We start from the raw sequence: 14920 nt of genomic DNA on the forward strand, positions 1-14920 counted from the left end.
AATGATGTGACGTTCTGTTAGCTGCATTCTCAACCTCCTGACCACATAATACCATGCTTGATTACTTATGCTTACAAACTGAATGAAGTTTTACAATACCCAAATTATCCATTTTGATACCACTTCAAAAAAAGAATGCAACCAAGCGTCGAAATTTTGTAGAGTGGAGGCAAGGCGATGAGCGATTAATCTGTAGCACCTGCGCGATAAATCTCCAACCGTACCGCCACCCAGCACGAACCAAAAACTAAAAACCGAGTAAATTCACAATTTTTGAAACCAGCGCTGTATCAGCCAAAAACCTTCGTACTATCGCGGTATTTTTCGGTCGAAAGCAGTCGCCAACTCCCATCACCCAAAAGTTCCAAAACCTGCTGGTGATATTTCAACAAACTCAATCGGTGGCCCACACTCACAAATGTAGTTTTAGTTGCTTGCAACTGTTCGTATAAAAGTTGCTCGTTCTTCAAATCCAAAGCACTTGTGGCCTCATCCAAAATAGCATATCGCGGTTTCGTCAACAACAATCTGGCAAAAGCTAAACGCTGCTGTTCTCCCAGGGACAAAATCTCGACCCAATCTAAAGCCTCATCAAAACCGCCCAATCTGTCCGGCAAATCTGCTAAGTTGACTAATGCCAAAACGCAGCGCAATTGTTCCTCATCAACCTCGCTGCTGGTATTGGGATAAAGAAGTTGCGATCGCAAATTGCCCAAAATCAGATAAGGACGCTGCGGCAAAAACAGCATTTCTCCCAATTCCGGCCGCGCCAGACGACCCGTTCCCGAGTCCCACAAACCCGCAATAGCCCGCAGCAAAGAACTCTTCCCAGAACCGCTTTCACCGACAATTAACAGTCCTTCTCCCGGCGACACCGCTACCGACAAATCCTTAATCAAAGTCTTTTGATGCTTCGGAGTATCTAAAGTAACCTGTTTCAGCATCAACTGAGAATCTACTACGACATCTATAGTAGTTCCTCCGGCACGAGATACCGCCTTTTTTGCTTCCAAAGTATCTGTAAATACAGTTAAACGATTGATACTAGCTGCAAAAGAACTAAGGGGTTCAATGCGACTGACAATCAGTGAAAAAGCGGCTAAAACCTGACGGAAAGCAAAACCCGCCTGAGTGATGTCTCCAAACTGAATCGTATCGGTTGTGTCGGCAAAATAAGCAGGAGCGAGAAACAAAGCCGGAATAATCACCACAGCATACCCATATCCAGTTGTAAAATAATCCAAATTTCGCTGCCAGCCAATTAGCAAATTAAAATTGCGGAATACTTCCACGAACCGCTGCTTTATTTGGATCGATTCTCGCTCTTCCCCTCCATAAAAAGCAATGGATTCAGCATTGTCGCGAATGTGAACCAGTCCGTAGCGGAAATTAGCTTCTTGTTTAAGTTGCTCGAAATTCAGAGGCACTAATTTTTGACCAAAAATCAGACTGGCGGTCGTCCCCAACATAGCATAGACAATCAGGAAAATTGAAAGTTGTTTCGAGATTGACCACAGGATACCCGTGAAAGATATAATATTAACTATTGAACTCAGGAGCGCCAGCATAAATGTCAAACTTGTACGAGTAAACGATTTGACATCTTCAGAAATTCTTTGGTCGGGATTGTCGATTTCCTTGTGTGAATTTATTTCGTAATAAGCCCGATTCTTAAAATACTTGTCCAGGAACTTATTTGTCATCCACTGTCGCCAGTAGAGACTCAATTTATCTTGGATGTAGCCGTAAATTACCACAATGGGAGTGCCGACTGCAAAAACCCCTGCATAGACAAAAAGATACTTCCAATAATTGAGCTGGTCTTTTTTTGCCAGTGCTGTATTGAAAAAGTTACTGACGTAACTAATGATTACATTCAAACCGCTTACGGACAGGGACAATAACAGCAATAAAGCTAAAAAAAACCACGACTGCCAATGCGCTATCAATCTGCCTTTAAAAAACCAAAAAGCGCTCAAAGGAATAATTAGCATCAAGGCAACAATGATAATTGTCGGGGAATCAATAATCTGCTGCAACAAACTAACTAACCCAGCAGCAATATTATTGACAAAATCCGGAAAAAGAGCGGCACCCCCCAAACATACAATACTAACGAGTACAAACATAGCAGCGAACAGAAATATTAATAACAGCGCTACTAATCCCAGAAAAACCCTGCCTCCTCCAGGCTCTAAAGGATAAAAGTAAGGCTGAGCGATCGCAATAAATCTTTCCCACAACTGACGGTCAAATCGATTCATCTTTACTGTTTGCAAAACTACTTCAACTGTTCTAACATATCAAGTTTGATTCTCCATTGTCGCAGTAATTTATTTGGGAGTTTAGGGAAGAGATTGGTCTCCTATGAGGTGCGCGGTCACGACTACAATTAAATTGGTTTGTAGTGAGGACTTTAGTCCTCATGAAAATCAGAGGACTAAAGTCCTCACTACCAACCAGATCGCGGTTATTTTACCGGAGATGATGTCACTCACAGAGGAATATTTGTTTTCCGATTTAAGTCGTGGAGACGCAAACAGTTTGTAGGTTAGTTGTGGGGTAAATCTAAAATCTTAAATCTATGGGATCGGGAGAAGTGGTGGTTTCGCCGATCGACTCCGACGACGATAGATTGTAGTAAAATCGGTGGCTAATCCCCAAACTAACTTGCTTGAGTACCCAATACAAAACAGCAATAACGACAAATGTTGCAGCCATTACTACAACCGGACGCTTACCAATCAAATCATTCATGACGGTGTTAACCAACGCATCGGGATTCGCCAGAATGTCCCAAGTGTTGAACCGGATAAATCGGCCTAAATAAATGCCGATCGCCGAAAGTGCGTGTATAGTTATCTCCGTTGCCAGAATAAATCTACCCCAACCCTGTTGCTTCAGATAGTAACCCAAACCCATCACCGACAGTACATAGGCCTCAAATCCCGCCAACATAAACACCAGATACTGCGGAATCAGCGCCAATGTCACCACCCACACCGAGTTCCCCTCTTTAATCTGCTCGATCAGGTGAATGATATCAGTTAAAACGTAGGGTGCATTGGGCAAAAACGCGATAAACCAGAAAAAACCGCCCCACCAGCGGAGAGAGCGAACTCCGCGCTGTCGCAGCACCCAGATATCTAAAGCCATTAGTGCTAGCGTAATTGCGATCGCCCCCAAAACGTAAGTTGTACCCACATCTTGCACAATGTGCTTGAGATAGGACACAACATGGCGCGTGCTAGGCAAAAAAGTAGCGCCCAGGAGAACCCACGTACCCCACAGCAGCCAGCGCGATCGAGGTTTGCGGAAGAGCCAAAAACTCAACGCCAGCGGTACTAAACCTAAAAACAAATTCCAAGACATCCAGCGGACATTCTGTCCCATTGCTGCGATCGCTTCCAGGATTAATCCCATCATGTCAGTTTTTATACAATTAAAGGTTTCATGCAGCACCGCTTTCTCAGCAGCGTGAATCTATCTTAGTCGCTATAGCATTCGGAAGAGTTGACAGTTGACAGTTGACAGTTGACAGTTGACAGTTGACAGTCTGATTTGTAGGGTGCGTCAGCTAGCCACTTCTCGCTCCCCGCTGTCACATTACATAAAGGTACGTTGTTGCGCTTCAGCGCTCTTCGACGATCTATGAAAGAGCGCTGAAGCGCAACAACGTACCTAAGGAACCTACAGATAGGTTTTGCCGATCGGGATTTCGATCGCAAAAGTCGTTCCGCCTCCGACTTGGGAGAAACAGTCAATCTTGCCCTTGTGCTTTTCTACCACAATCGAGTGCGCGATCGACATTCCCAAGCCAGTACCTTTCCCCACAGCTTTTGTCGTAAAAAACGGGTTAAAAATGCGATCGATCACCGCCTGCGGAATCCCCGTACCGTTGTCCGAAATTTCCACCCTCACAGTGCCCTGGGCCGTGACACCAGTGCAAATCACAATCCGGCCGCTCTTAGTCGCTGCTTCTGGAACTGACAACTTGTGATATTGTTCTTCAATAGCATCAATTCCATTAGCAATAATATTCATAAACACTTGATTCAGTTGGCTGGCATAGCACTCCACCGGTGGCAGTTTCCCGAACTCCTTAATTACTTCTATTTCCGGGCGCCTATCGTGACTCTTTAAGCGATGCTGCAAAATCAACAAAGTGCTATTAATTCCCGCGTGAATATCGACAGGCTTCATTGCCGATTCGTCCAGCCGCGAGAAATTTCTCAGCGACAGCACAATTTGCCGGATGCGATCGGTTCCCACCTGCATCGAACCTACAAGTTTTCTTAGATCCTCAGTCATGAAATCCAAATCAATCTCTGCAATGCGATCGACAATTTTTGCATTAGGTTCGGGATACTCATGTTCGTAAAGATTCACCAGATCCAGCAACTGTGTAGTATACTGGTGTAGATAAGCAATGTTAGCGTGAATAAAGTTAACCGGATTATTAACTTCGTGGGCGATGCCTGCAACTAATTGACCCAAAGAAGACATTTTTTCAGTTTGAATGAGTTGAGATTGAGCAGAGCGCAATGACCGCAGCGCTGACTCTAGCTCTGTAGCTCTTTCTCTTTCTCGCGCCTCGCTTTGTCGCAGAGCTTCCTCTGATTGTTTCCGAATCGTAATATCCTGGGCAAATCCAATTATTACCTTTGACTGACCCTGAGAATTTCTGCTAAAAATAGTATCCCGACTTTGCAGCCAAAACCATTCACCGTTTGCTGCCAGCATCCGGTACTCAATTTCCCTGATTTCGCCATCTTTAATTTCTGCAAAGCTCGCGTGATATTCCAAAATTTTTGGCAAATCTTCGGGGTTAATTAACTGAGTCATTAGTGATGAACCCATCGCTTTAATTTCATCAAATGTATAGCCAAGAAGCGTGCCCATAGAAGAATTAGCATAGACATTTCGCTGTTCTTCCAAGTCATAAAGATACAAAATGCCGGGAGTAGCATCCGCAATTTTTTGAATAAACTGCTGGCTCTCTTGCAAAGCTAACTCAGCTTGTTTGCGATTCGTAATATCAATAGTGATACCGTCCCAAAGAATATCGCCGTTTGCTTTAGCTTCAGGACGCGAAATTGACTGAAACCAGTGAATTTTTCCTGAAGGCAGCACGAACCGTCCTTCCCAGTACCAAGGTTGCAAAGTTTGCGCTGAAATAGCAACAGATTCGTTATAATCTTGGCGGTCGTCGGGATGAACCAAATCTATTAGCAAAGCCGCATTTTTACGAAGACTTTCTGGTTCTAGCTCAAACATTTCTAGGGAAGCAGGACTGACGTAAGGGAAACTTAAATAACCATCTCCACCAAGCAAACATTGATAAATTACTCCCGGCAAATTAGCCGACAGCTTTTGGAATTTTGCTTCACTTTTTTGCAGTGCTTCCTCTGCTTCTTTGCGCTCCGTGATGTCAGTAATTGAACCAACAATGCGGACAGCTTTTCCAGATGCATCCCACAAAGCTTGTCCGCGACTGAGTATCCATTTGTAGGTGCTGTTGTAGCACCACAAGCGGTATTCGGTGATGTAATGCGGCGTTTTTTTGTCTAAATGGTCTTGGAAAGCTTGCATTACTAAATCTAAATCATCGGGATGCGTGTTTCTGTTCCATTCGTCAAAGTAATCGAGCATGGGGATGTGTTCGTATCCCGTGATTTCTTTAAATCGATCGGACAGAAATATTTCTCCTGTTTGCAAGTTCCAATCCCAAATGCCGTCATTGTTACCTTTGAGTGCTAACTGCCAGCGTTCTTCTGTTTGCATCAATTGAGCAGTTCTTTGTTCGACTCTATTTTCTAGTTCTTCATTGAGCTGTTTGAGACTTTCTTCTGCCTGTTTCCGCTCGATCGCAATTCCCGCTAAATGCCTGACAGATTCTATCAATTGCAGCTCAAAATTTTGGGGAGTGCGCGGTTGGGCGTAATACATACCAAAAGTTCCCAAAACTTGACCCCCAGATGAGACAATAGGAGTAGACCAGCAAGCTCTCAGTCCAAAACTCAAGGCTAAATCTCGAAAGTCTTGCCACAAAGGATCGCTGGCAATATCTGTAACGATCACCTGTTCGCAGCGATAGGCAGCAGTGCCGCAAGAACCGACATTCGGGCCGATGGCTACTCCATTAATAGCAGCATTATAACTTTCTGGCAAACTGGGCGCGGCTCCGTGCAGCAAATGTTTGCCGTCTGGAGCTAGAATCAAAATCGAACCCATGACATTTTTAGATTGCTGTTCGATAATTTTAATTAAAGTATTTAAAGTATCGCCAAGAGTTGCGTCCTGAGCAATCATTTCTAAAATTTGTTTTTGACCTGTCAACCAATTTTCAGCTTGCTTGCGCTCGGTAATGTCCCGGGCAATCCACAAAGCCGTGTTGTCTTTCATTGGCGAAATGGTAGCAGCAAACCACTTTTGTTCGCTGCCAATTTCCAGGTGATATTCACAATTCAAAGTTTGATTAGTAGAGACAGCGATAGTAATTTGCTCCAAAAAAAATTCTGCTGTTTCTGGATCGAATAGATCGTGAATTTTTTGACCTATAACTTCCGTCGGTGGCTTGTACAAAAGTTCGGGATTTGTCTGGGCAACTTTTAGATAGCGTCCCTCAATATCGAACACAAAAATTACGTCGTTCATGGCAGCGAACAATGCCCGCAATTCTGCTTCTGAAGCTTGCAGGGCGAGTTCAGCTTGTTTGCGATCGCTAATGTCGCGCCCCACTCCTTGGTATTCGATCGCCGCACCTCGATCGTCAAAAGTTGCTCTGTCAGTCCACTGTATCCAGCGAATTTCGCCCGTGTCGAGAATTACGCGGTGTTCCCAGGTAATAGCGGGATTTTGTAGGCTTAAAGAATTGAAAATATCGCTGCAAAAGTTTCTATCTTCTTCCCAAATCAAAGGCATAAAAGAATTGCCGATCAGCTCCGATCGCGATTTATTGAAATAGCGGCAGTAGGCATCGTTGACAAAAGTCACAACTCCGCTGGGCAAGAAACGGCAAATAAGTTCGGTTTGGTCTTCAATAATTGCCCGATAGCGAGATTCGCTCGCTTGCAGCGCGGCTTCTGCTAGGATGCGATCGCTAATGTCTGTACCGACGAACAGCAGCCCGATCGATCGCCCTTTGGAATCGACCACAGGTTTGTTTCTCCAGGTTATCCAGACTTTTTCCCCATTGCGGCGGATGTTTTCATTTTCGTGTTTGAAGTATTTGTCCGGCTGTGCCACACAGTCTCGAATCATTATGACTAACTGATTTTCCGACAATGTGGCCGGATCTACAATTGTGCCGATCGCACTTTTGCCAAGAATTTCTGCTTGTGAATACCCGAAAAAATTTTCCGCAAACTCATTAAAAAAAGTAATCTTGCCTTCATTGTCTAACTGCACAATCATGCTGTTAGCGTTCTCAACCAGTTGTCGGTACTTAGCTTCGCTCGATCGCAGCATCGATAGGCCGTACATCCCCGTAAAAACCGCCACCCCGCTCAAAACTGCCAGCAAGCCACCTCCTGAGAGCAACCACCCCCGCCGTGGCGAATTCTCGGGCCATCCTCCTGCGGGAATTGCTGCCAACTGCCAGGAACCGTTGGGCAAAATCACTTCCAACACCACCGGATTGTTCTGAAAAATCGAGTTGTCGCCGAAAAACACCTCACCTGACACTCCCTTCGCGTCTTTCCCCCGGACAGCGTATTGCACCTTGGCTGAGGGATCGTTGAGTCCCGCTTCCTCAAGCAGGACATTTTTTTCGAGGATCACACCGATCAACCCCCAGTAAACTCCTGTTTCGGGCTCGGCGTCGGCGGGGGTCAGAAAAATTGGCGATCGGCTGACGAAGGCCACGCCTCCCTCCAATAATTGCACGGGCCCGGCAAGCAGAGTTTTTCTGGTGTGGATCGCATCTTTGACCATTTGCCGCTGTTTGGGTAGCGTCATCAAGTCAACGCCGATCGCCTTTTCATTTCCATCCTTCGGATAAATATCAGCGATCGTCGTCCCTTTAACTAAAGTGATGTTGCGAATGCCGGTTTGCTGTGCCAGCAGAATTCTCGCCGTAGCTGCAAACTCGGCTGCGGTGATGTCTGGGTTGTGGGAAATGTCAGCTACCAATCCCCGGATCAAAAATAGCCGGGAATTCAAAGAACCTTCCAACTTTGAGCGGACTGTGCTGAGCCGATCGATCGTGCTAGCGCGGTTGTGTTGCAAAAATCGCTCTTGTTCCGATCGGTCTAAAATGCCAACTCCGACCAAAATTGCTACTAATGCCGAAAATGCTGCTAAATACGGTGAAATTTGGAATTTTTTCAGCTTAAAGTATTCCATCTGTCGGCAGTTCAACTATATTTTTAAGTCTTTAGATAGATTTATTTTAGTTTCATTTTCCTATGCCGATGCAAGATTTCCGGCAGACGGAGCTTTTCACAAGTCTGCACGAGTTTTGTGTGTTCTAAGCTGTTGTACATCTCAATTGTTTATTTCAATTTCCTCGCACATTCTCCCCATTGGTGTCAACTTAAGGTCAAAAACTTTTGTATTTTTCGTTCGCAGCCGAAGCCAGATCCCCCTAAATCCCCCTTAAGAAGGGGGACTTTGAGTGCTTCTTGTCCCCCCCGACCTAAGGGGGGTTAGGGGGGATCTGGCATTAATCATCAGACAGAAGACTGGAATTACATTTGACGTGTTTGTTGACACCAATTCCCTCTCCCCCTCTCCCACTCTCCAGACTCGCGCACCCGAAACACGGGATTTGTTGGCTAAAATAAGGTTAGCAATAATTTTTGTCAGCGCTGGGCGCAAATAATTCATAGGGGCAATTTGATGCAGGAACAGTTGATGGAAGCGATCGCACCTTACCGCGATCGAGTAGATTATCTAGAAGTTCGCCTCGAACAAAGCGAGTCAACAGCCATTAGTTTTCGCGGCCCTCAGTTAGATGCAGTCAACCGCAGTTTCAGTCTAGCCGGCGGCATCCGCGCCTGTCACAAAGGCGGCTGGAGTTTTGTAACATTTAACGGTTTGGCTGAATTAAAAGCCCGGATTGAAGAAGCTGTCGTGCAGTCTCGTTTGGTAGGTAGCGAAAAAACTGTACTAGCAGATGTCACTCCGATTCAAGATTATGTAGCGGTGGAATTCGGTCGCGATCCGCGGTCTATTACTCTAGCAGAAAAACGCAAGTTGCTCGAATCTTACAACCAATTGCTGTTAGATTTCGACCCGCGAATTCAGACGACAATGGCCGGTTACAGCGATCGATTTGGGATTACTTATTTTGTGAATTCTCAAGGCACTTGCATCGCTCAAGAGCGTTTGGACGTGACGGGGCGGTTTGGGGCGATCGCCCGTGGAGAAGGCGGTGTCGTCCGTCAAGGGTTTGAATCGATTCATTCGCGATCGGATTACAATGTCTTGACAAATATTGAAGATCGTGTTAAGAGCGCGGCGGTGCGAGCTGTGGGCCAATTAGAAGCAAAACCGGTCAAAGGCGGCCAGTATCCAGTGATTTTAGACCCTTATTTGTCGGGGGTATTTATTCACGAAGCTTTCGGCCATTTGTCGGAAGCTGACGGCATTTACGAAAACCCGAAAATGCAGGAATTATTGACTTTGGGCAAGCCTGTGGCGATCGAACAATTGAACGTAATTGACGATGCAACTTTGCCGGGATTGCCGGGAACTTTGAAATACGACGACGAAGGAGTGCCAGCTCAGTGCAAGCATTTAATTAAAAATGGAGTTTTAGCAGCGAGAATGCACAATCGCGAGACTGCGGGCAAAATGGGCGAAGCTCCGACGGGAAATGCTCGGGCCTTGAGCGCTACTTTTATGCCGTTGGTACGGATGACTAATACTGCGATCGAATCTGGCGCACATTCTTTCGATGAAATGGTGGGCGACATTGAGGAAGGAGTCTATGCAGTACGGATGTTGGGAGGACAAACCAACGGCGAAATGTTTACCTTTGCAGCAGCCGAAGGCTTCATGATTCGCAACGGCAAATTGGCCGAACCGGTGAGTGATGTCACGTTAAGCGGCAACGTATTTCAGACTTTAAAGGATATAGAGTCGATCGGCAACGACTCAGTTTATGCCTACGGCGGCTGCGGAAAAGGCGGCCAAAGCGGTTTAGCTGTCAGCGTCGGCGGCCCCCATTTACGGATCAAAAATGTTGTAGTCGGAGGCAGATAATACAATTTTCGATTTCAGATTTTCGATTTTCGATTGAGGATGAAGGATATCATCTCCGGTAAATTACTCAAAAACAGTTCGTCGTGCGGCTCAGTTCATAGTGCGGACTTCAGTCCGCTCTGGGGCAGAGGAATGGGATGGCGCACTACAAACCTTACTTATTGCGGTTCGTAGTGCGGACTTGAGTCCGCTCTGGGGCGGCGGACTGAAGTCCGCACTACAAACCTTACCGTATTGGTTTTTATCCCAGTCAGGTGAACATTTCGCAGCCAAAAGTTCAATAAAAAACCCGGTTTCTTCAAGAAACCGGGTTTTTTTCTACCAACTAAGAGAGGATTGAAAAATTATCGGGTAGAGGTTGCGGGAATTCTGCATTTCTCGCGCAACCCTCTCAACCAAACTACGGGCTAATTTTAGTGGCAGCGACTTAAAGCTGTCTCATCTCATCTTCAAGCACCCGAACCAAATCTTGATTGCCACTGGCTCTAGCGACTTCGATGCGGTGCATCAGTTGCTTTTGAATGTTAGCGCGGTGGGTTTCAGCGATTTTTTTTACGTTTTGGCGATTTGTGTTCATGGTGAACTTTCCTTATATTAAATTTGGTGTAACTCCTACTTCTTTAATATAGCGCAAAATTTCAAAAAGTATCTAAATTTACAAAAAGTTTACAGTTATTGACCGATCGACCACAATAGTGTATACTATATCGCATAAGTCAATAGCGATATCTTGACATTTCCAATAATTTAAATAGTAGGCGTCGGTCAGATTCCCGATCGCCAACAAAATAATTTCCCAAATCAAAGGTACGTAGTTGCGCTTCAGCGCTCTTAGGTACGTAGTTGCGCTTGGGCGCTCTTAGGTACATAGTTGCGCTTGGGCGCTCTTAGGTACGTAGTTGCGCTTGGGCGCTCTTAGGTACGTAGTTGCGCTTGGGCGCTCTTAGGTACGTAGTTGCGCTTGGGCAAAAGCGCCAAAGCAAAGGTACGTGCCTTAGTCAAAACTGAAAACTTCCCCCAGCACCTCTAGCAAATGGTGAAGGTGTGCGAGCTCGTGAGTTGCCATCAGCGAAATCCGAATGCGACTGACACTGACAGTCGGAGGCCGAATCGCCACAGCCAAAATACCCATTTCCTTGAGTTGGCTGCTAACTGCTAAAGCTGTGGCTGCATCTTTTAACAGCAGACTGAAAATTGGGGAGAGGGAATTGCTAATTGGTAATTGGCGATTGGTAATCGCCCCATATTTGAAAGTTTCAATATTTTGTTGCAACCGAACTCGGCGCTCTGGTTCTTGCTGTACAATTCTCACAGCTTCCAAAGCAGCCGCCGTGTCAGCCGGCGTCAATGCTGTAGTATAAATCCAACTCGCGGCTCGATTGCGGAGAAAATCAATTAAAGTAGCGGAGCCCGCAACGTAGCCGCCCAAACTTCCCAAAGCTTTGCTAAGCGTGCCAACTTGAATTAGCGGCAATCCCTTACAGCCGAAATGTTCTGCACAACCGGCACCGCTAGCACCGAAAACTCCTGTAGCGTGAGCTTCATCTACTAATACCATACAGTTAAATTGCTCGCCCAAAGCTAACAACTCCGGCAGCGGACACAAGTCCCCATCCATGCTAAACACGCTATCGGTAATAATTAAACACTTGCGGAATTTAGCACGATTTTGTTCTAGCTTGGCTTTTAAATCCTCAAGATTGCAGTGATTGTACTCTAGCGCTGTTGCACGGCTGAGTATGGCTCCATTTTTGAGACTCGAATGATTGTACTTGTCAGATAATATCAAATCGCGCTGGCCGACAACTGATGCGATCGCCCCTAAATTCGCTAAATACCCGGAACTGAATACTAAAGCGTCTTCAGTTTGTTTTAAATTAGCAATAGCCAGTTCTAGCTGTCGGTGCAAATCGCGGTGTCCGCTGACTAACCTCGAACCCGTCGCACCCGTACCAAATTCCTTAGTTGCAGCCATCGCCGCTTGAATCAACCTGTCATCGCCGGCAAGTCCCAGATAATCGTTGCTGGCAAAGTTAATCAGCCAACGGCTTGCTAATTTTACCACAGGCCCCGGACAGCTTTCGATCAATTGTGGCGATCGATACCAATCGGCCCGGCGAACAGTGTCCAGGGACTTCTCTAGCCAAGCGTAAGGGTCTGCATTCATATTGTCCAGCGATCGAGTAATAAGTTATATTGTCTTATAATCAGTCCCTGCCTATCAGAGAAGCATATGCCACTCACTAAAAAATACAGATTAGTCACCCGCAGTGATTTTGACGGTCTTGTCTGTGCCGTTTTACTCAAAGAACTCGATATGATAGACGAGATTAAATTCGTGCATCCTAAAGATATGCAGGATGGAAAAATCGAAATAACAAATAACGATATTACCACCAATTTACCATATGTTGAGGGAGTTCATCTAGCTTTCGATCACCATTTTAGCGAAACTCTCAGACATGAAAAAATCAAAATCAACCACATCATTGACCCCTATGCAGCTTCCGCAGCCAGAGTGCTGTATAAATATTATGGAGGCAGAGCAAAATTTCCTGATATTTCCGAGGCGATGATGCTAGCAGTTGACAAAGCAGACTCCGCTCAATTTGCCAAAGAAGAGGTTTTGCAACCGGAAGAATGGGTGCTGTTAAACTTCTTGATGGACGCCCGCACTGGCTTGGGCAGGTTTAAAGAATTTACGGTTTCCAATTATCAGTTAATGATGGAGTTAATTGATTACTGCAAAAATCATACCATCGATGAAATCTTGCAGCTTTCTGATGTGAAAGAAAGAGTAGACCTTTACTTCGAGCAATCCCAAAAATTTGAAGACCAAATACAGCGCTGCGCCAAAGTTTACGATCATTTAGTCGTTTTAGATTTGCGTAACGAAGATGTGATTTATGCGGGAAATCGTTTTGTAATTTACGCTTTGTTCCCCGAGTGCAATATCTCGATTCACACACTATGGGGACTGAAGCAACAAAATACTGTTTTCGCCGTTGGTAAGTCAATCTTCAACAAAACTTCTCAAACTAATATAGGGGAGTTAATGTTAAAATATGGTGGGGGCGGCCACCGGAATGCGGGAACTTGTCAGATTGAAAATGATAAAGCTAGTAAAGTTTTGAAAGAGTTAATTGCCCAGATTGAGCAAAAGGGTTAAATTAAATTAACTTGATATTTTTGGCAGTCAGGACTTGAGTCTTTGATGATTTAAATTTTCAGGATTCAAGTCCTTACTACAAAAGGGAATGTTTAGAACTCAAGTCCTTGCTGCTAGCGGGAGTTTAGTCCTCAAGGTTTTGAGGTTGGGGGTTCGGGGCGTTGAAATTTTCTGCACTCTTGCCTTTGACTGGCGGCAAATAATCTACTAAACCCATATCAAAAGCCACATCCGGCAAATCGGCAGCGTTATAATTTCCTGCTTCAAACAATCGCCCAGGAGTAAAACAAGGCTGCTTCAATCTTACCACTTCGCTAGGCGAAAACATTCCCCTAAACATTTTGCGTTCGAGTCCCATAATTTCTGCTCCTAAAACAACTCTCGCATTAATCTTAACAATTTTTTGCCTGTCGCTTCCCAATTAAATAAATCCGCCGTCTCCCGAGCTTTTTGGGCTACCTGAAAACGCATGGGATCCTCCACAATTTTTCGCAACTGTTCGCGAACAGACTCAACATTTGGTTCGGCCCAATGAGGAGCATTTCTAATTTTAAGATACTGAGTATCGTAACATTCTCCGACGGGAATTAGATCGTGAGCAATGGGATAACAGTTAGCACTATTTGCGTACTCCGTCGGGCCACCGTACACAGTCATAGCGACTGGTAAACCCGCAGCAAAGGCATCCAAAATTTTAATCGCAAAACCCTCGCCACGAAACGGAGCCAAAAAAGCATCTGCTGATAAGTATAAATCCGCTAGTTCTGTTTTAGTAAAAAATTTAGGCTTTATCTCTATTTTCGGCTTTAATTTGCCGAATTGTCTTTCCATATTTATGATATGTTCGGTTATGGCATCAGGATTTTTGCCACCATCTTTGACGATCAACTCTACGTTGGCATCATCTTGAAACTCTTGATAAAATGCTTGGATGGCGAGATCCGTGCCAAATCTATACAAGTCAAAAGAATTGGTCATGTGCAGAATAGATTTTACATCGTTCTGGTTTTTTTTAGGTCTGGAAGAATAGAGTTGCGAAATTAAAGGATTGAAACCTAGAGGTATGACGGAGACTTTTTTTGTCGGACATCCAGCTTGGACTAAAACGTTTTTAGAATATTCACTGACGGCTATGATGTGGGATGAATTGTTGACAGCATCGTAAATCCAGTAATCATATTCATCATCATTTCTGGCGAATTCGTAATTGATGGCAAAAAATTCTAAGTTGAGGTGTCCGCTGAGTTCTTTTAAAAAGAAAGGTTTCCAATAATGAGACCATTTTAGCTGAAATAAATCTGATGGTGCGGTGTTCATCCACTTGGCTAGGAGGTGGTTTTCTTCGGCTGTGGAATAGCGTGTGAGGTGAGATGCGATTTCTGAGGGTTCGACTGAAATAGAAATCCCCATTTTGTCTAAGGTTTTCGCCAGCGATAGGGTAATGTCGGCGAAGGAATTAAAATTTTGAAAGCCGACGTTAAAGTGAACCATAATTAGTTATTGGTTATTGGTTATTGGTTATTGGTTATTGGTTATTGATTG

At 44.9% G+C, this 14920-nt stretch carries 9 protein-coding genes; 2 read left to right on the forward strand and 7 right to left on the reverse strand.

Annotated elements, in window-relative coordinates:
* Positions 1-290: 290 nt before the first annotated feature.
* The 3 genes from JGK14_RS25700 to JGK14_RS25710 form a co-directional block, all read right to left on the reverse strand.
* Positions 291-2264 (reverse strand): ABC transporter ATP-binding protein/permease, encoded by a 1974-nt coding sequence (locus JGK14_RS25700; RefSeq protein WP_325315643.1) that lies wholly within the window; start codon positions 2262-2264, stop codon positions 291-293.
* Positions 2265-2568: 304 nt separating this feature from the next.
* The gene (locus JGK14_RS25705; protein ID WP_293185131.1) at positions 2569-3426 is read right to left on the reverse strand and encodes a DUF1361 domain-containing protein; all 858 of its coding nucleotides are present in this window, start codon (positions 3424-3426) and stop codon (positions 2569-2571) included.
* Positions 3427-3690: 264 nt separating this feature from the next.
* Positions 3691-8346: a PAS domain S-box protein gene (locus JGK14_RS25710; protein WP_293314249.1), complete on the reverse strand. Its 4656-nt coding sequence runs from the start codon at positions 8344-8346 to the stop codon at positions 3691-3693.
* Between the two features lie 495 nt (positions 8347-8841).
* On the opposite strand from JGK14_RS25710, the gene JGK14_RS25715 reads away from it, so the two are divergent.
* Entirely contained in the window at positions 8842-10209 is a 1368-nt protein-coding gene (locus JGK14_RS25715; RefSeq protein WP_293185135.1) for a TldD/PmbA family protein, read from the forward strand.
* 427 nt (positions 10210-10636) lie between these two features.
* On the opposite strand, the gene pirA is transcribed toward JGK14_RS25715, so the two are convergent.
* Both pirA and bioF read right to left on the reverse strand, forming a co-directional pair.
* On the reverse strand, positions 10637-10786 hold the full coding sequence (gene pirA / locus JGK14_RS25720; protein WP_293143575.1) for an arginine synthesis PII-interacting regulator PirA: 150 nt from the start codon (positions 10784-10786) through the stop codon (positions 10637-10639).
* Positions 10787-11203: 417 nt separating this feature from the next.
* Positions 11204-12376 (reverse strand): 8-amino-7-oxononanoate synthase, encoded by a 1173-nt coding sequence (gene bioF, locus JGK14_RS25725; protein WP_293193391.1) that lies wholly within the window; start codon positions 12374-12376, stop codon positions 11204-11206.
* A 66-nt stretch (positions 12377-12442) separates the two neighbouring features.
* Here bioF and JGK14_RS25730 point away from each other — a divergent pair, with 66 nt between their 5' ends.
* Entirely contained in the window at positions 12443-13378 is a 936-nt protein-coding gene (locus JGK14_RS25730; RefSeq protein ID WP_293185139.1) for an exopolyphosphatase, read from the forward strand.
* A 124-nt stretch (positions 13379-13502) separates the two neighbouring features.
* Here the strand turns inward: JGK14_RS25730 and JGK14_RS25735 are convergent, their stop codons facing one another.
* Complete coding sequence (locus JGK14_RS25735; protein WP_293143588.1) at positions 13503-13736, reverse strand: hypothetical protein; 234 nt, start codon at positions 13734-13736, stop codon at positions 13503-13505.
* Between the two features lie 11 nt (positions 13737-13747).
* Entirely contained in the window at positions 13748-14869 is a 1122-nt protein-coding gene (locus tag JGK14_RS25740; protein ID WP_293185141.1) for a glycosyltransferase family 4 protein, read from the reverse strand.
* Between the last annotated feature and the right edge of the window lie 51 nt (positions 14870-14920).

The organism is Microcoleus sp. PH2017_28_MFU_U_A (genome assembly GCF_020738035.1).
Classification (GTDB): domain Bacteria; phylum Cyanobacteriota; class Cyanobacteriia; order Cyanobacteriales; family Microcoleaceae; genus Microcoleus.